Raw genomic sequence first — 22071 nt, 5'->3', positions numbered from 1 at the left:
TTGTAAGCGTTCGGTTATTTAATAATCATAAACATGCTCAACAGTAACATTGTTACTTTGTAAATTTTTAATAAAAGGTAATAGTTTTTCAACAGGTAAAAGATAAACAATTCTTTTTAGCTTTTCATCGGTAACAATTCTGGATTGATACAATAGTTTTATGTCTTGCAACTTTATGTCTTGTGATTTATTCATAATCGTAGAAACTGCAATTTCGTCGTTGCCGGAAATCTCGAAGATTTTTACATCTTGTTTAGAGAGTTCAATCATTTTTTTTGTAAAAACTTCCCATCTTGTTATGGCAATCATCATTTTGTCGCGATCTCTTTTGATAATTTTTATATCCTTGCTTTCTTTAATAGAATCGACATTAGAAACAATCAAATAAATTTTGTCGGCCGGAGTTTCATAAGTAGACTTTGCTGCCCATTCGATTAGTTGAGAATAAAAAGCTTTAAATGAAAACTCGATAGTGAAAAGAAATGTTCTTTCCCATTTTCGAAGTATACTGTGATCTGATTTTTCAGATGCTGTCCAAACTTTCGTAATCCAAGGTAAAAACTTAAACTCGTACCATGCGGTTTGGTAAATAAAATCGCTATATGCTTTTTGAGCTTCAATAATTACTTTCTCAGATTCAGATGATTTTTCTTCCGCGAATAAAGAAAAGAATCTTCCAATGGTATTTTCATAAAGAATCTTAGCACCATATTCCATTGTCATACTTACGCCAATAACCTGAAGCATCGTTTTATATTCGCCGTTTTCAGGATAAGCTTTTGAAGTCAATTTTAGAGAACGATCATAAAGTTTCCAGTATTCATCAATAGATTTGTAAAAAGGAAAATCTGAAGGGTTTTTACCGCTTTCTAAATAATTTGCGTACTCTTTTGGATTGTACACTAAATACCATTCCGGAACAGTTAGAACAGTTTGTTCTTCGGCTCTAAAATAGTCTTTTGTTTTCTTTTTTTCTTCGGCGAATATATTTTTCGCATAAGGATTGTATTTGTCTAATAGCTTATTTGTAAATCGCTGATTTGGGTCTAGTTTGTTTTTTAATTCAAAGTATTTATTGCTGTCCGGATATCCTTTTTGAAATTGTTCGACCGTTGCGTGTGGCTGATACGGAAGATACCAAGTTCCGTTTTCGCTCAAAATAGCATCAGTCATTTCAAGCGTCCATTTTTTTACAAGATCTTTTGCTTCCTGATTTGTACCTTGTTTATAGTAAATTACAAAGGCAAAAACTTCTTTTCTTGCCCACGAAAGATAACTTTCATGATCAGGCAAAGCATGTCTGAGCGAAACATTGATTACATTGACTTTATTGTTTTGAAAAACAGCACTCATTTTCGGAATAAACGATTTTATGTTTTCTACCGGAATAAAATATTCCTGCAATACGTAAGTTGTTTTTTCTCGCGAAGAAGGCTCTAATTCTTTTACATCATAACTAGCTTCTTTATTTCTCCATCGTACCGTTTTAGGAATGTAATACAAAGGATCAATCGTATATTCTCGAATCCATTTTCCTGAATTTCCCCAGGATACAACTCCTGCCATATGCGATTCGAGCCAATAATTTTCATCTTCGGGTATTAAACGATCTTTATCTGTTAGCGGTTTTGTGGTTTTTTGCCAGGAAACGCTCATTATTTTATCGTATTTAGGCGGATATAAATTTCCATTCTGAAAAACTACATTTTCATTGCTACGAATATTTTTATCAAAATAAGCTTTGTAATCTTCAATAGGCATTACTTCATGAAATCTTTCGACTTTTACATTGTCTACCAATTGTAAAGTAGCTTCGGCAATTACTCCAATACCGCCATAACCACCAATTGCGGCATTAAAAACATCTTGGTTTACATCTCGGTTAGCAATTATGATATCGCCATTTGCAGTAATAATTTTTAGTTCTAATACCGATGAAATTATAGGACCGTGACCAATATACCTTCCGTGACAATTTACAGATATTGCGCCGCCAACCGTAAAATTAGAATAAGTTTGCATGATCTTTATAGACAAATTCAAAGGATCAATTACTTTTTGAATGTCTCTCCATCGAATTCCGGCTTGTACTGTAATTTGCTTTTTTGTAGTATCAATATTGACGATTTTATTAAACAGTCTCATGTCGATATGTAAACTATTTTCGAAAGCCGTTTGTCCGCCCATACTGTATTTTCCTCCACCAATAGAAATGGGGCCGGTGGTATTTTTTATAGCAGAAACAATTTCATTTACCGTTTTGGGTTCGATGATTTTATTAACCTGAATAGGATTCAGTTTTGTAACATCATTTAAGGTTTTGTTCTCAAGTGTTTTATCAAATGCAGGATCTCCCGAAAATTGTATTAATAAAAAGATATAGATTACAAACGCAAGAAAACTATAAAACGGAATTGCTAAGCGCTTTTTGCTATTAATATATCGAATCGACTTTTTGATTCGGGTGTATAGAAACTTTATAATTTTTATAAAATAGACAAAGAGAATTTGAATCAAACGGTAGATTTTTTTCATGGAAGAAAGTACGGTGATTATATTTTTGTAAAAAGCATTAAGGCATTTTTTGTAGGATCTCCTTTTTGATACAAGGTTTTTTGATGAAACTTGAACCCGATTTTTTCGACAAAATCAATAATAAAATCTAACGAATAAAAGTTTCTTACTTCCTTACTGTTGTATTCCCAGGTTTCGTTTACGCCCAAATTAAAAACATCGTGCGCCAAGGCCACCAATACTTTTTGATCTTCGGTATCGCAATTATGATCTCTTAAAATCAATTTTCCGCCAATTCGCATTGTATCTCTAATAGACGAAATGTATTGCGTTCGCAAATCTAAAGGGCAATGATGAAAACCAATGTATACCGTTACTAGGTCTAAACTGTTTTTGGGTACGTGGTCTGCAAATTTGGTTTTGTAATCTGTAAACTGAATATATTCTGCACCAACGGCGATTTGACCTCGATCGACCATTTCAGAAAAAGAATATTTAGGTTTTCGGCCATCGGCATAATATCTTTTTCCTTTTATAGAAACGCTTTCTTCCAGATAATCTAAATACCTGCCCGAAGAACCAATTTCTAAATATCCGTTATACGAACTGCCTTCGCCTAGTAAAGAAACTGTTTCGACAGACATTTCATTTTTTTGATGCATCAAAGCCGGAAGCTGATAACGGAAGGTGGAAAGCATAGGAGTTATATCGTCCAACTTAGATTGTGTGGCTAAATAAATCTCTTTGTCTGTATTTTTTGCAATGGTGTTTTGATAAATTAAGTCGTGGAATTTTTTTTCAGGATATAAATTGAATACATTTTTTAAAAACAGAAAGAACTGATTTTTAAGCTTCGCGTTCGTATAAATGTATTTGAAGTTGTTTCGAACTTCTAAAGTCAAATTTAAAATCGTGTTGGGAAACACTTGTACCGATGTAACAAAAAGCAGCGTTGATTTAAGAAAATTCCGTCTCTTCATAATTTATTTTTATGCTGCCAAACATAGTGATTATGCTTACAAAAAACTAATTTCATAATTAAAAAAGAATTCGAATAACTGCTTTTTTGCTTTTATTTTTGATAATAAAATTTTTACATTTGGCATCGGAAAATTAAGGATATGTTCCTGTTTTACTAACCCCAATCAAAAACAAATTAAATATGAGATCAGAAAAATTACTATTATTTTTATTACCATTTATTTTTTTTACAATTACTTCCTGCTCTTCAGATTCTGGAGATTCTCCAACAAAACCAAATCCTGTACAACCAGAAGTTATTAATCCTGCCAATCAAAAATTAGTTTCAATTCTTTACCCAAAATCTATGGATATTGGCTATTCTAGAGATCCGCAAACTTATGAATATGATGATTTAAAAAGAGTCAACAAAATTAGTTTTACAGGTTGGGTTTATGGCGTTACGTATATAAATGATAATTTGATCGAAATTGATATGTTAGATGACCCAATAGCTGGTTTTAAACAAAATTCGAAGAGATCGTTGCATTTGCAAAATGGTAATATCACATTAATGGTAAACAGTAGTTTTGATGTAGTAGAATCGACTAAAGAAGTTCGTAGTTCAAGCAAGGACTCTGTATTGTTTAAATATACCAATAATTACCTTACAAGATTAGAGTATTACGGAAGTAGTAACAACGGAAAAAACTATCGTTTAAACAGACAAGTAGATTATAAAATTGAGAACGGTAATGTTACTCAAATGAAAGAAACAGGATATTCTGGAGAAGTCGTTGAGGTTAATTATACTTACGACAATAGTCCTTACATCAATATGGGTGACATGATTTACGAAACGCCATTTTTTTACGCCTTTAATTACGGAATGGACATTGTGGTTAAAGACAGAATAGGTAAAAAAAGCACCAACAATGTTATTAAAATTGATAATATTTATAAAAATTACCTGCCTCAACCAACAGCTTTTAATAGTATTACACTAAAAAGAAATCTTGATGAGTTTGGTAGATTAGCCGAAATTTTAATGTCGGGAACAACAATAACAGAAGTGAATTCGACAAACTTTAAAAAGTTTACAGATGTTAAGATGAGCTTTATTTACAAATAGAACATTTTATTTGTAAAGATTTAAAGCCAATAATTTTACACAACTTAATTGCCTTAATTAAAACCACAAATTGTACTGAGAATCAATCAGTATGATTTGTGGTTTTGATTTTTAAAGCTAAAATTGGAATCAATAGATTTTAATATTAAATTTCAGCATTGATTTGCATTCGAGTACAGTTTGAATTTGGCAAATTAATAATAGAAGTAAAAACTCTTTTTATAAATTATTCAATGAAAAATAAAATATTATTCCTTGCTACTTTGCTATTTTTTGGAACAGCGGTAAGCGCTATGACTGCTTTTAGTATTAAAACTTCCAACATGTCTTTGGTAGAAAAGGATTTTAAAGGGCAGTTAAAAGTACTTTCGTTAAATACGTGGCACGAAGGAACCTCAGTAAAAGGAGGATTTGATGCAATTGCAGATGTAATCCTTCAGTCAGAAGCCGATATTGTTTTGCTGAGTGAAGTGCGAAATTACAATGGAGTCATTTTTACGCAACATATTTTAGAAGTACTAAAAGCAAAAGGAACAACTTTTTATAGTTCCAGTCTTAAAAGTGATGCCGTTATTTTGTCAAAATTTCCTATTGAATCTACTTCGGCCATAAATTCAAGTTCTGTAACCAAGTGTATGATTAAGCTAAACAAGAAAACCAGTATTGCAGTATACTCGGCACATTTAGATTATACACATTATGCTTGTTATTTGCCAAGAGGTTACGACGGAATTGATTGGAAAAAACTACCAGAACCTATTGTTGATACACATAAAATCCTGAAACAAAACATAGATTCACAACGTGACGAAGAGATTGTGCTCTTTGTAAAAGATGCTTTAAAAGAACAACAAAAAGGAAATCTGGTGCTTTTGGGCGGAGATTTTAATGAGCCATCGCATTTAGATTGGACAGCGGCAACCAAAGATTTATTTGATCATAACGGAGTTGTTGTACCGTGGCACAATAGTTTAACGCTTCAAAATAATGGTTTTCTGGATTCGTATAGAGTAAAATATCCTGATCCGGTTAAATACCCAGGATTTACTTGGCCAGCTTATAATACCGATGTGGAGTTATCTAAACTTTTATGGGCGAAAGATGCCGACGAAAGAGATCGTATTGATTTTATCTATTTTTATCCCAACAAAAAATTGTCACTTACAGATGCCTTAATTGTAGGGCCAACGGGTAGTATTGTAAGAGGGAAAGGAGAGGAGACCCACGATCAGGACACGTTTTTAAAACCAAATGGTATATGGCCAACAGATCATAAAGGAGTTTTGGTAACTTTTTCGATTACAAATTAATCATTCAAGGTAAAATAATACCATTTCTTATTGTAGGAACATCATAATAGGTACAAAGTCTTCGGGTTTTGTAGCTATTATGATGTTTTTTTTCGTTTAGATTTATTTTAAAGTAAGAAATATGTTATAAATATAATTCACTACAAGTATTTGTTTGTAGTATTTTCTTACATTTGTAAAATCTGAAATCAGAAAATAATTTTTATTGTTTTTGATTTTAGATTTTCATTACCACCAAATAGTTTATTTATAATCGCTACGTGGTAAGTTATGCAGATTACATTAAAATAATTTATCTAAAATGTTCAAGCACTTACGTTTAAACGAGTTTAAAGTTTTTTTTTACAGACTTTCATTAGTCTATCTTTTTTATTTTTTCGCCAGAGTTTTATTTTATCTCTTTAATAAAAGCATCTTAAAAGTAGATTCATTTTCTGAGTTTATTTCGCTTTGTTATTATGGATTGGCATTTGATACTACTGCCATTTTGTATGTCAATTTGCTTTTTATACTACTGTCCGTAATTCCCTTATATAGAAACACAAATGCCGGTTATCAAAAAGTAGTTTTCTACGTTTATTTTACGACCAATTTAATTGCCTATGCAACCAATTTTGTAGATTTTATTTACTACAAATACACTTTTGCCAGAACCACAGTTGCGGTTTTAAATGTTTTAGAACACGAAACTAATAAAATGACACTGCTCTTTAGCTTTATTATTGATTATTGGTATGTTCCCGTTTTATTCCTGATTTTTTCGGCATTTTGGGTATTTCTGTATAAAAAAGTCACCGTTAAAGTTGAGGTTCCTGCAAACAAAGTGTATTATTTTGGATTTTCGACAGTTAGCTTTTTAATTATTGTTTTACTTACCATTGGCGGAATAAGAGGAGGCGATTTTAATAAAGCTACCAGACCAATAAACTTATTAGACGCTAGTCGCCATGTAACCAATATTGTCCATTCGGATATTGTGCTAAACACTCCATTTGCAATTATTAGAACCATGTTTACAGAAAGCTTTAAAAAAGTAAGCTATCAAGATGTAAACGAACAAGTAATTTTAGAAAAAGTACAACCCATAAAACAATACAACAACAATCCACAAACAAAACCAAATGTTGTTGTTTTTATACTAGAAAGCTTTGGCAAGGAATATATTGGCGCATTTAATAAAGACACTAAAATACCCAATTACAAAAGTCATACGCCATTTATAGACTCTTTGTCGCAACAGAGTATGATTTTTACAAACGCTTATGCAAACGGGCGTCAATCTATTCATGGCATGTCATCCGTATTAGCAGGAATTCCTTCTTTTAAAGATGCTTTTACATCATCGCCATATCCAAAGCAAAAAATAGAATCATTGGCTTCAACCTTAAAAAGTCAAGGATATAATACTTCTTTTTTTCATGGCGCTGCAAATGGTTCGATGGGATTTTTAGGATTCTCTAATATTTTGGGAATTGAAAATTATTACGGAAGAACAGAGTTTAATGATGATTCTCAATTTGATGGTTATTGGGGAATTTGGGACGAGCCTTTTTTACAATTCATGGAAAAAACGCTGGATAAAAAAGCCACACCATTTTTTGCCAGTGTCTTTACCGTTTCGTCGCATGAACCTTATGTTGTTCCCGAAAAATATAAAAACAGATTTCGCGAAGGAGGAGTTCCCATACATAAATGTGTAGAATATACAGATTACGCCCTAAAAAGATTTTTTGACGAAGCCAAAAAGAAACCCTGGTTTTCGAATACAATATTTGTTATGGTAGCCGATCACTGCAACCAGATTTATTACGAAGAATATGAAAAAGCCATAAATCGATATGCAATTCCTATTTTAATTTATCAGCCCAATAGTAAGTATGTTGGTGTTGATACAGACTTGGCACAACAAATAGATATTTACCCCACAATATTAGATATGGTAGGATATCCTAAACCATTTAGAAGTTGGGGCAGAAGTTTGTTCGATAAAAAATCTTCGCAACCATTTGTAATTAATTCTACAGGTACAATTTATCAATTTTCTAAAGGAAACTACATCTGCACGTTTGACGGGAAAAAAGCACTCGGCTTTTATGATAAGAATGACAAAGAATTAAAAAACAATTTGATAAGCAGTAGAAATGCCGAAATGCAGGAAATAGAACTTAACTGCAAAGCCTTTATAGAAGATTATTACGATAGAGTAATCGATCAGAAATTGTATTACAAAGAAAAATAAACTCACAAATAAATATAAAATGAAAAAGAAAAAAATGATAATCGCTATTGCGGTTGTTGCACTTGTGCTTGTAGGTGTAGGGAAATATGTTTATGATTTGCATATCAACCATAATTTTAAAACCATAACCGAAGGAAAAGTATATAAATCTGGTGTAATCCCGCCTGATGAACTCGAAGATTACATCAAGAAATATCATATTAAATCTGTAATCGATTTACGCTTTCCGGGTACTATGGACTCTATAAATAATCCCGAAATTCCAGAAGAACTTGTGGCCGAAAAGGTAGCAATTGAAAAAATAAAAGGAGTTCATTACTTTAACAACGGATCAGATCAAATTCCGAGTGAAAAAACCTTGCAGTCGTTTTTTAAAATAATGGACAACAAGGATAATTACCCAGTTTTAATTCATTGTTACCACGGAATTGGTAGAGCACAATTGTTCTCGGCATTATATCGAATAGAATATGAAGGTTTTACAGGCGAAGAAGCACGCGAACAAACGGGAACAATAATAAAATTTAGTTCTTTTGACGACGGAACTCCCAAAGGTGAATTTTTAAAACACTACAAGTCCAGAAAAGAAACAAGCGAGGAAAAATAATTTACATAAATTATTAAAAAGAGTATCTTATAACCCGTTGGATGTAATTATTTTAACACATAGAATCATAGTCCCGAAGCGTCGGGATTGTAAACTTGTAAAAGGCGTTTGACTAGGATAAACAAATCCCGTCCCGACGGATCGGGATCGGGACTATGTGCTAAGAAACTAGTTTCTTTTTTGTACTCCTTTTTTAAAAACAATAAATCTATGATTCTATGTGTTAATTTTTTTTTTTTTGAATTACACCCAACTGGTTATCTTATAAATAAAGCCTGTTTTTTACCGAAATTTATTTTCGTTTAAATTTTTTAAATATCTTTGAATTATGAGTACAGCAACAAAACCAAAACATATCGGCAGAAATATTAGCCGTATTAGAGAGCTTAAAGATATGAAGCAGGAAGCTCTTGCTTATGCTTTAGGAGTAAGCCAGCAAACTGTTTCTGCAATCGAAAACAGCGAAACAGTTGAAGAAGAAAGACTTTCGGAAATTGCAAAAGCTCTTGGGGTTTCTGTTGAAGCAATTAAAAACTTTTCAGAAGAAGCGGTTTTAAATATTATTGGTAATACGTATCACGATAATGGTATTGTAAATGCAGGACTTAATTACAATTGTACTTTTAACCCTTTAGATAAAGTTGTAGAACTTTACGAACGTTTGGTGCAAGCTGAAAAAGATAAAGTTGAGTATTTGGAGAAATTATTAAACGGGAAATAAACGTTTTTAAATATATATTAAATAAAAAAAGAGATCTTAAGATCTCTTTTTTTTATGCTCAATTGCTGGCGCGAGCTTCTTTTATGCTGTGCGAAGTCTCCCGACTTCGTACCCACACTCCTATATCCCGCTCCAATTTCTTGTAATTTGCTTTGTAGTTAATTGGAACGGGTACGAAGTCGGGAGACTTCGCACAGCGATCGCAACACTTCGCAGAGCTGGAATAAACGTTTTTGAACATATAGTAAATAAAAAAAGAGATCTTAATTAAGATCTCTTTTTTTATGTTCAATTGTTGGCGCGAGTGCCACACTCGTGCAGGTTTCAATTGGTTTTATTCCATAAATTCTAACTCAATACCACATTCTTTAAAATCTAAATATCTTAATTCAATATGTTTTTTATTATAAGGTAACCTTCTAAAAAGAAATTTATCCTTTTTAAAAAGCACGTTTTTAACTTCACTTTCACGTTCGAATTTTAGTTGTAGTGTGTCTGAATTTATCTGCCATATGAAAGGTTCTTTTTCTATTACTTTTTCGTGCTCTAAATAACCTTTTCCATTTTTAAAAAAAGTAAATGAAAAACCTTTAGGCACTTCTTCTTTTTCAGAACAGAACATTCCAGAAACCTTCCAAGTCCCTAAGATAGGATTTTCATTTTTCTTTTCTCTTATTTCATGAAATATGCAAAGTAGGTATATTGAAAAAACTAATGTGTAAAACTTCATAATAGTTCTCAGTTGTTTTTAGTTCTTAGTTGCTAGCGCTAGTTGCAAATCCGCGCTATCGTTGCTGAGATATATCTGTGCGATCGGGTTACAAATCTGCGCTATCGTTGCTTAAACAAATCTATGCGGACATTTTTTCAAAGAATACTCACCAATCTTTGCGGGCACGGATTACAAATTCGCGCTATCGTTGCGGAGCTAAATCTGCGCGATCGGGTAATTTACTTTTTATTTAGAAAAAAACTTACAAATATATTGCTCTAAAATGATTTAATTTATAAACTTGCATACAATAAGACATTTTAAAAATAGTAATGGTAAAAAATATATTTACAGCGCAAAAGAAGAAGAAAGTTTTGATGAGGATAATAATCTTTTTTGTAATGCTTATAATTACAAATATAAGTTATAGTTGTTTTAAAAAAAATGACCCATCTCCGGTGTATGCTGAAATACCAGATGCAAACTTTAAAGCTTATTTAAAGACAATAGTGCCATTGGCTTTTACTCCTGATGGTAAATTTATTTCAAATCATTCTTCTGTTGTTTCCTACAATGAATTGATGAGTATTAATAGAAAAGATATTATTTCATTGTCGGGGATACAATATTTTACTTCTTTAACAGGAGTTCATTGTAGTGACAATAAACTTGTAACAATTGATCTTAGTAAAAATGTAGCTTTGACAAAACTTGATTGCAGTTATAATAAACTTACAAAACTTGACTTAAGTAAAAACGTAAATTTAAAGAGACTTGAATGTTACAATAACAAAATTAGTTCAATTGATTTAAGTAAGAATCTAAATTTGGAATGGCTTAATTTTGATAGGAACCAACTTATCAAGCTTGATGTAAGTAACAATAGAGAATTGAAAAGACTTTATTGTTCCTTTAACCATATAATTATTCTTGATGTAAGTAAAAATTTGAATTTATATATTCTTGAGTGTTTTCGTAATGACCTGACAACTTTAGTTGTCAGTAAAGAAACAATTTTTTTAAACCTTTACATAGATAATTCTATCAAATGTTGTCATCCCAGTATAAAAGCATTTAAAGATCGTGGAGGTAATCTGTTTGATCAATATTTTCAGGAAATAGCACCTTTTATTTGCGAATAATTTTAATTTATTTTTTTAGATATTTATAATTATTGTAGTCTATCTGTAATTGGCTCATATCGTTATTGATATTACCCCGATCGCGCAGATTTATCTCAGCAACGTTAGCGCGGATTTGCAATCCGTGCCCGCAAAGATTGGTTTCTTCTTTTTCTAAATATAAAAGCGCATTAATTTGTGTAACTTTTGTTTAAATGATTTGTTTTTGTGTCTTACTGTTGCGGGCACGGATTGCAAATCCGCGCTAACTTTGAGGTATCGTTGTATAAATAAATCTGCGCGATCGGGCCCTAATCTACCCAAACTGCTGTTGGCGGCTGGCATTATCGTTTGTTGGGTTCTAAATCCTTGTTTTTACTCTTCAAAACTTCAAACTCAATTAAATTAACTGGCTTTAGTAGAGGTTCTATTTTGGATGGATATTTCAGTAGCAATTCTTTCGGTCTAATTGGCCTTTTCTCAAATCCACCTCCGCAATTTGGGCAAACATTTTCTAAGAGATTGTCTACACAATCCTTACAGTAAGTACATTCAAAAGTACAAATCATTGCTTCTTCACTTTCGTTTGGTAAAGATTTTGCGCAATGTTCGCAAATAGGTCTAATTTCTAACATTGTTTTTTTATTTGTTATTCCACGAATAATAATTATGATCTAAGTCTATTGAAAATCCAGCTTTTGGATATAGTTTGTTTCCAACATCGTTTGATTTTGCAGTTTCTAAAACTATTGCACAAGAATTGGTTTCTATGCAAAGTTCTTTTGCTTTATTGATTAACAAAACCGAAACTCCAAGTCCTCTGTGATTTTCAGCAACAAATAAATCATTCAAAAGCCAAAGTCTTTTCATCCTTGTCGATGAGAAAATTGGATACATTTGAACAAAACCAATTAAGTTATTTTCTGGATTCTCTGCTACAAAAATCTCGGATTCCTTGTTTTTAATTCTTTCAAGCAGGAATTTCTTTGCCCCTTCCAAGTCAGATTCCATTTCATAGAAAATTCGGTAGTCATTAAAAAGCTCGGATAAATTCTTAATGTCATTTAGTTCTATTTTTCGTATTTTCATTTGTTTCTTATTGGTACGGATGTTTGTTTCTGCTTGCCGCCAACTTGTTTATAGGCGAAACTTTATTTCGGTTTCTTACTTTTCAAATATATGTGTTTTTTATTGCCAATTTTTACGGATTTCCGTACTTGATATTTTATATATTAATTCAAAATAATTAATGGTAATGCAATAAAAAAAGCGAGTATTTTTTTATACTCGCTTTGATCATCTTTGTATATGTTTTTTACCCTAAGAAAGCTTTCAATTCCTCATAACTAGAAATCTTCACACTAACTTTCTCCTCATTAATAACACTTTCAATTTGAGCAGGAATAGGAAGCGTAATTCCTAAAGCTGGTTCAACGACATCTAGAAATTTAATAGGATGCGCTGTTTCTAAGAAAATACCAATGGCGTTAGGGTGTTTCTCCAATTCTTTTTTCAAACCTAAATAACCAACAGCGCCGTGTGGTTCTGCGATGTAACCATCAGTATTATAGATTTGTTTTAAAGCAACTAGTGTTTCTTCATCAGTATAACTGTACGATGAAAAGTCTTTTTCGAAAGCTTTTAAGTCGTTATTGTATAATTCTTGAATTCTAATAAAGTTACTTGGGTTTCCAACATCCATTGCGTTAGAAATTGTCGCTTTAGAAGGTTTCGGGTCGTATTTTCCGTTTTCTAAAAATCTTGGTACGGTATCGTTTACGTTTGTAGACGCAACAAAATGCTCAATTGGTAAACCTAATTTTTTTGCCATAATTCCGGCGCAGATATTTCCAAAGTTTCCGCTTGGGCAAGAGAAAACCAAATGTTTGTTTTGGCTTTTCAAGGCTTTGTAAGCAAAGAAGAAATAAAACATTTGCGGCAACCAACGCGCAATATTTATAGAATTTGCTGAGGTTAGGTTTTTGTGCGCTAAAGTTTCATCCAAAAACGCTTTTTTTACCATATCCTGGCAATCATCAAAAACACCATCAACTTCCAGCGCTTTTATGTTTTGTCCTAAAGTCGTTAATTGTTTTTCCTGTATGTCGCTCACTTTTCCTGACGGATATAATATCACAACATCAACACCGTCAACGCTCAGAAATCCGCTTGCAACAGCACCGCCCGTATCTCCAGATGTAGCAACTAAAACCGTGTTTTTACTGTCTTTTTTGTCTTTATTAAAATATGCCAAACAACGCGACATAAAACGCGCTCCAACATCTTTAAAAGCCATTGTAGGTCCGTGAAACAACTCCAAAGAGTAAATTCCGTTTTCGACTTTCACAACAGGAAAATCAAAACATAAAGTTTCGGCAATAATTTCTTTTAGTTTCTCAGCTGGAATTTCGTCTCCAACAAATTGTTTTATGGCTTCAAAAGCGATTTCTTCGTTGCTTAAACTTTCGATTTTATCAAAAAATGACGCATCTAAAGCCGTTATATTCTCAGGGAAATATAATCCTTTATCACTCGCTAATCCTTGTATAACAGCTTCTTTGAAGGAAACTTTTGGGGCATTATGGTTTAAACTATAGTATTTCATTTCTAATTTTAGATTTTAGACTTTAGATTTTAGAAATGGGATAAATAAGTTCCAATTTTAAAATTCCAAATTCCAATAGTTATATTCGTTTTTTTTGTCATTCCGAGGAACGAGGAATCTCCGCGAGAAGCTCGACAAAGATTGGACTCACGTTATGGAGTTACTTGTGGAGATTCCTCGTTCCTCGGAATGACAAACGGTATGGTTATACTTTGTGTCTGTACTTTGCGTGGGCTTCGACTCCGCTCAGCCTGACAAACGTTATGTACAACTCTTAATACTTAATTCTTCGTACTTAATACTTTTTACAAAATGCGCACACCATCAGGATTAATTTTCGAAACGTGAATTTCATATGGTAAATTCATGTTTTCGTAAACTTCGCTCATGGCTTTGGCAATTTGATCGGCGGTGTTTTTTCCTCGGCTTAGCGCAAAAATCGAGGGACCAGAACCCGAAATTCCAGAACCTAAAGCACCATTTTCAAGAGCCGTTTGTTTGATTTGATCGAATCCCGGAATCAAAACGCTTCGCAGAGGTTCAACAATTTCGTCGTGAAGCGATCTTCCAATTAAATCATAATCTTTGGTGTATAAACCTGCGATTAATCCGCCCACATTTCCCCATTGCATAATGGCGCTTTTTAAGGAAACATTTTGCTTTAGTACCGAACGCGCATCCGAAGTTTTCAATTCAATTTGAGGGTGAACCACCGTTGCAAACAATTCTTCGGGACTATCAATCCTGATAATATCAAGCGGAGCATAACTTCTTACCAAAGTAAATCCGCCTAAAAGGGCAGGAGCAACGTTGTCTGCGTGTGCGTTTCCGCTGGCTAATTTTTCGCCCTGCATGGCAAATTGCACCAAATCCTTACGAGAATAGGGTTGTCCTAATAATTCATTAATTCCAAAAACTGCTCCAGCCGAACTTGCAGCGCTGCTTCCAATTCCGCTTCCGGCTTTAATATGTTTGTAGATTTCGATTTCAAATCCAAAATCGATCACTTTAAAATGGCTTTCATAAGCTTCTAACATTGCAAGAGCCGCAACTCCCGAAACGTTTTTCTCAGTTTCCAAAGGCAAATCGGCACCCACAATTTTTGTGATTCGAACTCCTTTTTGATCTACTTTTCGAACAATCATTTCATCGCCCGCATTGTCTAAGCAAAGTCCAAGTACGTCAAATCCGCATGAGAGATTTGCAATAGTTGCCGGGCAAAATAGTTTTATTTGTGTCATTTGTTATAGGTTCAAAGTGGCAAAGGTTCAAAGGTTCAGAGGTCTTGCCACTCAATATTTTTTATTTTAAGGTTCAAAGCGGCAAAGGTTCATAGGTTCAAAGGTTTCTAACTTTGTCCCTTTGCACCTTTGAGCCTTTGTACCTCTACTAAACGTTTCCAATACGAATTACATCCGCAAAAATTCCTGAAGCCGTAACAGCTGCTCCGGCACCGGCGCCTTTTATCAATAAAGGCTGATCTACGTAACGATCTGTGTAGAAAAGAACGATATTGTCTTTTCCTTCTAGATTATAAAAAGGATGATCTTTTGGAATGAATTGAAGACCAACACTTGCTTTTCCGTTTTCGAATTGAGCAACGTATTTCAATCTTGAATCTTTTGCTAAAGCTTCGTTATAAATACCTTCAAAATGTGTAGCATGTTTGGTTAGCGAAGCAAAAAAGTCATCGTTGTTTGCTGTTGCTAAACATTCGGCAGGCAAGAACGATTCGTTTGCAATGGCATCAATATCCATTTCGTAACCGCTTTCGCGAATAAGAATTAGGATTTTACGTGCAACGTCAATTCCGCTCAAGTCAATTTTTGGGTCAGGTTCTGTAAAACCTTGAACTCCGGCTTCTTTTACAACATCGTGAAAAGAATTATTTTTGTCGAAATTATTGAAAATGAAGTTTAAACTTCCTGATAAAACCGCCTGGATTTTATGCACTTTATCGCCAGAAGCAATTAAGTTTTTTACAGTATCAATAATTGGTAAACCTGCACCAACATTAGTTTCAAACAAAAACGGAGCGTTGTACTGACGTGATAGGTTTTTTAATTTTTTATAATTGTCGTAAGCAGATGAACAGGCAATTTTATTACAAGTTACAACCGCAATACTTTGTTTTAAGAAGTTTTCGTAAGTTTCAGAAACGCTTGCATTTGCTGTAATATCAACAAAAATACTATTACGTAAATTCAAATCTTTGGCACGTTCGATAAACTCTTCTTTGTTTGCAGGTTCGCCTTTGTCTAAATTGGCTTGCCATTCTTTTAGAGAAATTCCGTCTTCGTCGAAAAGCATTTTTCTAGAGTTCGACAAAGCAATTACGCGAACATTGATCTTTAAATTATCTTTTAAGAATTTCTTTTGAGAGTGAATTTGTTCGATGAATTTTTCGCCCACATTTCCAACGCCCATCACGAATAAGTTGAGCTGTTTAGTGTTTTCTTCAAAGAAATTTTCGTGTAAAGTGTTCAATGCTTTTTTAACGTCTCTTTCGTTAATTACAGTCGAAATATTACGTTCAGAAGCACCTTGCGCAATGGCACGAATGTTTACGTTATTTTTTCCCAAAGTACTAAACATTCTTCCGCTTAAACCTTGGTGATTTTTCATGTTTTCACCTACCAAAGCAATAATGCAAAGGTCTTTTTCTACAATCGCAGGATCAATTTTATTTTGAAGAATTTCTACTTCAAAAGCTTTATTGATTGCGATTTCGGCATTTTCTGCATCAGAATTTAAAATTCCGATACAAATAGAATGCTCAGAAGATGCCTGAGTAATAAAAATAACATTGATTTTTTCCTGAGACAATACTTCGAATAAACGTCTTGATGAACCCGCAACTCCAATCATTCCCGGACCTTCAAGAGTTACCAACGAAATATGATCAATATGACTGATTCCTTTTACAACGGTGTCTTTTGATGAAACGTGATTCGAAATTAAAGTTCCTTCGGCTTCCGGTTCAAAAGTATTTTTGATTAAAATTGGAATGTTTTTTCTTAAAACGGGCTGAATTGTTGGCGGATACAACACTTTTGCACCAAAATGCGATAATTCCATCGCTTCCTGATACGAAATTGTTGCAATTGGTCTTGCTTGTTTTACAATTTTTGGGTTTGCTGTAAACATACCGTTTACATCTGTCCAGATTTCCAACTGCTCTGCTTCAAGAGCTCCGACAATAATAGCTGCAGTATAATCAGAACCGCCACGACCTAGAGTTGTAGTGATTCCGTCAAGAGTCTGAGAGATAAATCCGGGTAAAATATTAATTTGCGATTGATTTTCGGCAAAATAACCTTGAATCAATTGGTTCGAAACTTCAAAGTTTACAACGGCTTTACCAAAATTATGATCTGTTTTAATTAATTCGCGACTGTCTTTATAAACAACATTTTTGTCGATTTGCTGATAAGCCTGCGCAATAATATAAGACGAAAGTAATTCTCCAAAACTCAAAATAGTATCGGCAGTTCGTGGAGATAATTCACCCAATAAAAAACAACCATCCAATAATGTTTCTAAATGATTGATGATTCTTTTTACGTGGCTTAATAAACTACTTTGTTCGCTTACCGGAATTAATTCTTTTAAAGTGTCAAGATGTTTTTTCTCGATTTCGGCTACAATTTCTCTAAAGCTTTCGTCGTTTGCTGCTGCTTTTGCTGCTGCTAATTGCAATAAATCGGTCACTTTGCTTAGAGCAGAAACTACTACAACTAATTTATCTTGTTTAGATTTTTGATTTACTATTTCGAGAACGAGTTTTATATTTTGAGCATTGGCAACCGAAGTTCCGCCAAATTTTAATACTTTCATTTTGATGTTTTTTAATAAGGTGCAAAGATTTTGAGTAACAAAGGTTCAAATTTTATCAACTGTGAACTGAAACTAAAAACTGCGACTTTTTTTTCTTTGTAAATGTTTTTTATGTATCCAATAACTCTCTTCTTTCAAGAAAAAAGTATAGATAACCTAGGTTTATATGTAAAATGTATACCCCTAAGGGGTAGTAGTAGTTGTAGTAGAAATTGTTGTAGCAGCAATTGCAACTCTAGTTGGAGTTGTCATTGTAGATTGATATTTTGCGCTGTTACTTTTCATTTGATGTGTCAAAAGTACAGTTTTTTATAAAAGTTAAAAAACGTAAAGTTCTTTTTGCGAATATTTTAATAATTCAAATAGAAGAATTTTAATATTGAGCATTTGTTAAAATTAGAGTTGTAAAATTGGCGTATTCACATATTTGGCTTTGCATTTGTGAAGTTTCCGGAAGCTTATTTCATTGATTTTTCTAAAATGGAACTAAAATTTTAGTGATTTTAGCCTATATGATTAGTAGGAAAATGATTTTTTCGGTTTTTAAAAATGAAATTTAGAATTGTTTCAGTCAAATAAAGAGCTGGTTTTTTGTGGAATATGGATTGTGAAATAAGTAAAAGTGAGGAATAGGAATTGATCAAATTTTAATTATTATGAACAAATGTTGCTTTTTAATATTGATTTGCTGATTTTTGATGTCTTAAAATACAAACATCATGAGAGAAATCCATTATATAAGTACTGAAACTTTAAGTTTAGAAGCTTTACAAGAAATAATTGTCAATCAAAAGACACTTGAATTATCAGAAGAAGCAAAAGTAAATGTTCAAAAATGTCGTGACTATTTAGATAAAAAAATGGCATCACATTCTGAACCTATTTATGGTATCAATACTGGTTTTGGGTCACTTTGTAATGTGAAAATTTCGAATGAAAATTTATCTAAACTTCAGGAAAACCTGGTAAAATCTCACGCTTGCGGAACCGGAGAAGAAGTTCCTGCCGAAATTGTAAAACTAATGTTGTTGCTTAAAATTCAATCTTTGAGTTACGGTCATTCAGGAATTCAATTGCAAACCGTTAGTCGTTTGGTCGATTTTTACAATAATGATATTCTGCCTATTATTTATACTCAGGGTTCTTTAGGGGCTTCTGGAGACTTGGCGCCTTTGGCACATTTATCTTTACCATTATTAGGAGAAGGTGAAGTTTTGTTTGAAGGAAAAAAAGTTGCTTCTGCCGAAGTTTTAAAACATTTTGGTTGGGAACCTATTATTTTGCAATCAAAAGAAGGTTTGGCTTTATTAAACGGAACTCAGTTTATGAGTGCTTATGGAGCGCATATTTTATTAAAAGCTTACAAGTATTCTTATTTGGCAGATTTAATTGGAACTATTTCATTAGAAGGTTTTGATGGAAGAATTGAGCCATTTAACGAATTGATTCATTTTATTCGTCCTCACAAGGGTCAAATAATTACGGCACAACGTATAAATGAATTCCTTGAGGGAAGCGAAATTATTGCGCAAGAGAAAAAACACGTGCAAGATCCGTATTCTTTCCGTTGTATGCCACAGGTTCACGGCGCTTCAAAAGATGCGATTGATTATGTTAGAAAAGTATTCAAAACCGAAATCAATTCGGTAACCGATAATCCAAATATATTTATTGAAGCTGATCAGATTATTTCGGGTGGAAACTTTCACGGACAACCTTTGGCTTTGGCATTAGATTTTATGGCAATTGCTTTGGCCGAATTGGGAAGTATTTCTGAAAGAAGAACGTATCAGTTAATTTCGGGATTGCGTAATCTTCCTGCATTTTTAGTAGATAATCCGGGATTAAATTCAGGATTTATGATTCCGCAATATACAGCTGCAAGTATTGCAAGCCAAAATAAACAATTGGCAACTCCATCAAGTATTGATAGTATTGTTTCGAGCAACGGACAAGAAGATCATGTAAGTATGGGGGCAAATGGAGCGACAAAAGCATTGCGCGTTATGGATAATTTAGAGCGCATTTTGGCAATTGAATTATTAAATGCTTCACAGGCAATTGCGTACAGAGAACCGTTGAAATCAAGCGATTTTATCGAGATGTTTTTAAGTAGTTATAGAGAGGTTGTGCCTTTGGTAAAAGAGGATAGAATCTTACATTACGACATCGAAAAAACCGTTGCATTCCTGGATAGTTTCCAAATTGAAAACGATTTGTTAACAATGGCTTAACATTGTAGAATATTATTGAAGTAATTTTGCACTATCAAAAATAAAACAATGTCAATAAACAGTATTTTCCAATTTTTAGTGCCGAAAGACAAGAAATTCTTTCCACTTTTTGAAGAGGCTTCAAGCAATTTAATTGAATTAGCTTCTAATTTACACGAAGCTGTAAACCTTCCATTGAAAGAAAGAGAAGTTCTTTTTCAAAAAATTGATGAATTAGAGCAAAAAGGAGAAGACATTACGCGTCAAACCAATCTTGAATTGAGTAGAAATTTTATTACTCCATTTGATAGAGAGGATATTCACACATTGATTACTTCGATTGATAACGTAGCAGATTATTTGCATGGTGCTGCAAGTAGAATGAGATTGTATCAGGTTGATAAGATTACAAAATCTATCAGAAAAATGACTGAAATCAATCTTGAAGCTTGTCAAAACATTGATAGTGCGGTAAAAGAATTAAGAAATTTAAAGAATTTCAAAGTCATAAAAGATGCTTGTGCTAGAATTAATAAACTAGAGAACAAGTCTGATAACGTTTATAATAAAGCAGTTTTTGAAATTTTTGAAAACGAAACAGATGCCAAAAATATTATTAAATATAAAGAGGTGTTATCTGTTTTAGAATCTGCAACAGATAAATGTAAGAGTGTTGCAAACATACTAGAATCTATTTCTGTAAAACATTCTTAAATTCAATTTATTTCATTCTGAAGTTATAATTTATGACGCTACTTATAATTATTATAGTATTAGCCTTAATTTTTGATTACATCAATGGTTTTCATGATGCGGCAAATGCTATTGCAACAGTTGTTGCCACAAAGGTTCTAACGCCTTTTCAGGCAGTTCTTTGGGCAGCATTTTTTAACTTTTTGGCTTACTGGGTTTTCGGATTTGGTGTTGCAGATACTGTTGCAAAGACAGCGCACACCATGGAGATTAATTTGGTTGTAATTTTAGCCGGTGTTATTGCAGCAATTTGTTGGAATTTATTGACTTGGTGGTTAGGAATTCCTTCAAGTTCTTCACATACTTTGATTGGTGGTTTTGCTGGAGCAGCAGTTGCTCACGCTATCGCAGTACATGGTTTTTCTGGTTATGTTGATGCAGATGGAACTACACATTATTGGTATCAAATCGTAAGTTGGTATAAAGTAGGAAAAGATGGTGGAATGCCTTCGGGAGTTCTTATTATTATTGCATTTATTGTTTTAGCGCCACTATTGGGAGCTTTAGCTTCTTATTTAATTTCGATTTGGTTACTAAATGCTTCTCGTAAAAGTATTGGTCCTAAGATATTTACAGTTGCTTTAATGATTGTAACGGTTTGGGTGGTTAGTAGTTTAATGGTTCCTTATTCTGAGATTGAAAAACCTAGGTTCGATTCTCATTTTTGGAGTGTTGCTTTTGATCCACATAATATTAAATGGTTTTTAGTTGCTTTTATCATCCTAACGGTTAGTGCTTTTTGTTTGATATTTAGTAGTTTAAACTTACATCAGGCAGATGCTGCTTTGAAAAAAATGCAATTACTTTCTTCTGCTGCATTTAGTTTAGGTCACGGAGGAAACGATTCTCAAAAAGTTATGGGTATTATTGCTGCTGCTGTAGCGGTTTATATCAATACAAATCCGGGTGTGCACATGGATGCTTGGTTAGATGTTGTTTTGCCAAATGATGATTTAGGTGTAAAAGGAGTAATGCCTGGATGGATTCCGTTAGCGTGTTATTCTGCTATTGCTGCGGGAACTTTAAGTGGTGGATGGAAAATTGTAAAAACAATGGGTTCTAAGATCACGAAAGTAACTTCGTTTGAAGGTGTTGCTGCTGAAACAGCTGGAGCTTTAACGCTTTATTTTACAGAGCATTTAAAAATTCCGGTAAGTACAACGCATACTATTACTGGTTCTATTATTGGTGTTGGATTAACAAAACGTGTATCTGCAGTTCGTTGGGGAGTTACAGTTAGTTTAATTTGGGCTTGGATTTTGACTATTCCAATCTCAGCTTTATTAGCAGGTTTGGTATACTATATTTTGAGTGTTTTTATCTCATAATAAAATGATTTCTATAAAA

The 22071-nt window shown here is 33.1% G+C and carries 17 protein-coding genes; 9 read left to right on the top strand and 8 right to left on the bottom strand.

The genetic code is table 11. The annotated features are described in order from the left end of the window. Window positions 1-18: 18 nt before the first annotated feature. Together IW18_RS22940 and IW18_RS11755 are read right to left on the bottom strand one after the other, a co-directional pair. Complete coding sequence (locus IW18_RS22940; RefSeq protein WP_089081919.1) at window positions 19-2535, bottom strand: FAD-binding oxidoreductase; 2517 nt, start codon at window positions 2533-2535, stop codon at window positions 19-21. 17 nt (window positions 2536-2552) lie between these two features. After that, complete coding sequence (locus IW18_RS11755; RefSeq protein WP_041517920.1) at window positions 2553-3494, bottom strand: class I SAM-dependent methyltransferase; 942 nt, start codon at window positions 3492-3494, stop codon at window positions 2553-2555. A 182-nt stretch (window positions 3495-3676) separates the two neighbouring features. Here IW18_RS11755 and IW18_RS11750 point away from each other — a divergent pair, with 182 nt between their 5' ends. From IW18_RS11750 to IW18_RS11730, 5 genes are all read left to right on the top strand, one after another. After that, window positions 3677-4606: a hypothetical protein gene (locus IW18_RS11750; protein ID WP_041517919.1), complete on the top strand. Its 930-nt coding sequence runs from the start codon at window positions 3677-3679 to the stop codon at window positions 4604-4606. A 233-nt stretch (window positions 4607-4839) separates the two neighbouring features. Then, window positions 4840-5916 carry an endonuclease/exonuclease/phosphatase family protein gene (locus IW18_RS11745; RefSeq protein ID WP_205625287.1) on the top strand — a complete coding sequence of 359 codons (1077 nt, stop codon included), beginning with the start codon at window positions 4840-4842 and terminating at the stop codon, window positions 5914-5916. 301 nt (window positions 5917-6217) lie between these two features. Continuing rightward, a complete protein-coding gene (locus IW18_RS11740) occupies window positions 6218-8155 on the top strand; it encodes an LTA synthase family protein (RefSeq protein ID WP_041517917.1) in 1938 nt (645 codons plus the stop codon). 19 nt (window positions 8156-8174) lie between these two features. Beyond that, window positions 8175-8762, top strand: a complete 588-nt coding sequence (locus IW18_RS11735; RefSeq protein WP_041517912.1) for a dual specificity protein phosphatase family protein — start codon at window positions 8175-8177, stop codon at window positions 8760-8762. A 328-nt stretch (window positions 8763-9090) separates the two neighbouring features. Next, a complete protein-coding gene (locus IW18_RS11730; protein WP_041517910.1) occupies window positions 9091-9483 on the top strand; it encodes a helix-turn-helix transcriptional regulator in 393 nt (130 codons plus the stop codon). A gap of 334 nt (window positions 9484-9817) precedes the next feature. On the opposite strand, the gene IW18_RS11725 is transcribed toward IW18_RS11730, so the two are convergent. Beyond that, on the bottom strand, window positions 9818-10213 hold the full coding sequence (locus IW18_RS11725) for a hypothetical protein (RefSeq protein ID WP_041517909.1): 396 nt from the start codon (window positions 10211-10213) through the stop codon (window positions 9818-9820). A gap of 314 nt (window positions 10214-10527) precedes the next feature. Here IW18_RS11725 and IW18_RS22690 point away from each other — a divergent pair, with 314 nt between their 5' ends. Then, window positions 10528-11337 (top strand): leucine-rich repeat domain-containing protein, encoded by an 810-nt coding sequence (locus IW18_RS22690; RefSeq protein WP_052480148.1) that lies wholly within the window; start codon window positions 10528-10530, stop codon window positions 11335-11337. 323 nt (window positions 11338-11660) lie between these two features. Here IW18_RS22690 and IW18_RS11715 read toward each other — a convergent pair whose 3' ends face one another. The 5 genes from IW18_RS11715 to thrA all read right to left on the bottom strand — a co-directional run bounded on the left by IW18_RS11715 (window position 11661) and on the right by thrA (window position 17758). Further along, window positions 11661-11951: a DUF1272 domain-containing protein gene (locus IW18_RS11715; RefSeq protein ID WP_035627646.1), complete on the bottom strand. Its 291-nt coding sequence runs from the start codon at window positions 11949-11951 to the stop codon at window positions 11661-11663. A gap of 7 nt (window positions 11952-11958) precedes the next feature. Then, window positions 11959-12405 carry a GNAT family N-acetyltransferase gene (locus IW18_RS11710; protein ID WP_041517907.1) on the bottom strand — a complete coding sequence of 149 codons (447 nt, stop codon included), beginning with the start codon at window positions 12403-12405 and terminating at the stop codon, window positions 11959-11961. Window positions 12406-12631: 226 nt separating this feature from the next. Further along, window positions 12632-13921 carry a threonine synthase gene (gene thrC, locus IW18_RS11705; protein ID WP_041517906.1) on the bottom strand — a complete coding sequence of 430 codons (1290 nt, stop codon included), beginning with the start codon at window positions 13919-13921 and terminating at the stop codon, window positions 12632-12634. Between the two features lie 305 nt (window positions 13922-14226). Beyond that, window positions 14227-15162 carry a homoserine kinase gene (locus tag IW18_RS11700; protein WP_041517904.1) on the bottom strand — a complete coding sequence of 312 codons (936 nt, stop codon included), beginning with the start codon at window positions 15160-15162 and terminating at the stop codon, window positions 14227-14229. Window positions 15163-15310: 148 nt separating this feature from the next. Next, window positions 15311-17758, bottom strand: a complete 2448-nt coding sequence (thrA, locus tag IW18_RS11695) for a bifunctional aspartate kinase/homoserine dehydrogenase I (protein ID WP_041517903.1) — start codon at window positions 17756-17758, stop codon at window positions 15311-15313. A gap of 719 nt (window positions 17759-18477) precedes the next feature. Here thrA and hutH point away from each other — a divergent pair. From hutH to IW18_RS11680, 3 genes are read left to right on the top strand one after another with little or no spacing between them, the layout of a single operon-like run. Then, the gene (hutH, locus tag IW18_RS11690; RefSeq protein ID WP_041517902.1) at window positions 18478-19992 is read left to right on the top strand and encodes a histidine ammonia-lyase; all 1515 of its coding nucleotides are present in this window, start codon (window positions 18478-18480) and stop codon (window positions 19990-19992) included. Window positions 19993-20040: 48 nt separating this feature from the next. Continuing rightward, window positions 20041-20685 (top strand): DUF47 domain-containing protein, encoded by a 645-nt coding sequence (locus IW18_RS11685; RefSeq protein ID WP_007810732.1) that lies wholly within the window; start codon window positions 20041-20043, stop codon window positions 20683-20685. 32 nt (window positions 20686-20717) lie between these two features. After that, complete coding sequence (locus tag IW18_RS11680) at window positions 20718-22052, top strand: inorganic phosphate transporter (RefSeq protein ID WP_041517900.1); 1335 nt, start codon at window positions 20718-20720, stop codon at window positions 22050-22052. The last annotated feature ends 19 nt before the right edge of the window (window positions 22053-22071 follow it).

This window comes from Flavobacterium hibernum, assembly GCF_000832125.1.
GTDB lineage: Bacteria > Bacteroidota > Bacteroidia > Flavobacteriales > Flavobacteriaceae > Flavobacterium > Flavobacterium hibernum.
The sequence above is the reverse complement of the archived record's forward strand: the minus strand, read 5'-3'. Positions and strand labels throughout refer to the sequence as shown.

Coding starts and splice junctions, on each gene's coding strand:
- IW18_RS11685 (WP_007810732.1), top strand. CDS start 20,041: ATGTCAATAAACAGTATTTTCCAATTTTTAGTGCCGAAAGACAAGAAA.
- IW18_RS11725 (WP_041517909.1), bottom strand. CDS start 10,213: ATGAAGTTTTACACATTAGTTTTTTCAATATACCTACTTTGCATATTT.
- IW18_RS11745 (WP_205625287.1), top strand. CDS start 4,840: ATGAAAAATAAAATATTATTCCTTGCTACTTTGCTATTTTTTGGAACA.
- thrC (WP_041517906.1), bottom strand. CDS start 13,921: ATGAAATACTATAGTTTAAACCATAATGCCCCAAAAGTTTCCTTCAAA.
- IW18_RS11740 (WP_041517917.1), top strand. CDS start 6,218: ATGTTCAAGCACTTACGTTTAAACGAGTTTAAAGTTTTTTTTTACAGA.
- IW18_RS22690 (WP_052480148.1), top strand. CDS start 10,528: ATGGTAAAAAATATATTTACAGCGCAAAAGAAGAAGAAAGTTTTGATG.
- IW18_RS11710 (WP_041517907.1), bottom strand. CDS start 12,405: ATGAAAATACGAAAAATAGAACTAAATGACATTAAGAATTTATCCGAG.
- IW18_RS11750 (WP_041517919.1), top strand. CDS start 3,677: ATGAGATCAGAAAAATTACTATTATTTTTATTACCATTTATTTTTTTT.
- IW18_RS11730 (WP_041517910.1), top strand. CDS start 9,091: ATGAGTACAGCAACAAAACCAAAACATATCGGCAGAAATATTAGCCGT.
- IW18_RS11700 (WP_041517904.1), bottom strand. CDS start 15,162: ATGACACAAATAAAACTATTTTGCCCGGCAACTATTGCAAATCTCTCA.
- thrA (WP_041517903.1), bottom strand. CDS start 17,758: ATGAAAGTATTAAAATTTGGCGGAACTTCGGTTGCCAATGCTCAAAAT.
- IW18_RS11735 (WP_041517912.1), top strand. CDS start 8,175: ATGAAAAAGAAAAAAATGATAATCGCTATTGCGGTTGTTGCACTTGTG.
- IW18_RS22940 (WP_089081919.1), bottom strand. CDS start 2,535: ATGAAAAAAATCTACCGTTTGATTCAAATTCTCTTTGTCTATTTTATA.
- IW18_RS11755 (WP_041517920.1), bottom strand. CDS start 3,494: ATGAAGAGACGGAATTTTCTTAAATCAACGCTGCTTTTTGTTACATCG.
- IW18_RS11715 (WP_035627646.1), bottom strand. CDS start 11,951: ATGTTAGAAATTAGACCTATTTGCGAACATTGCGCAAAATCTTTACCA.
- IW18_RS11680 (WP_041517900.1), top strand. CDS start 20,718: ATGACGCTACTTATAATTATTATAGTATTAGCCTTAATTTTTGATTAC.
- hutH (WP_041517902.1), top strand. CDS start 18,478: ATGAGAGAAATCCATTATATAAGTACTGAAACTTTAAGTTTAGAAGCT.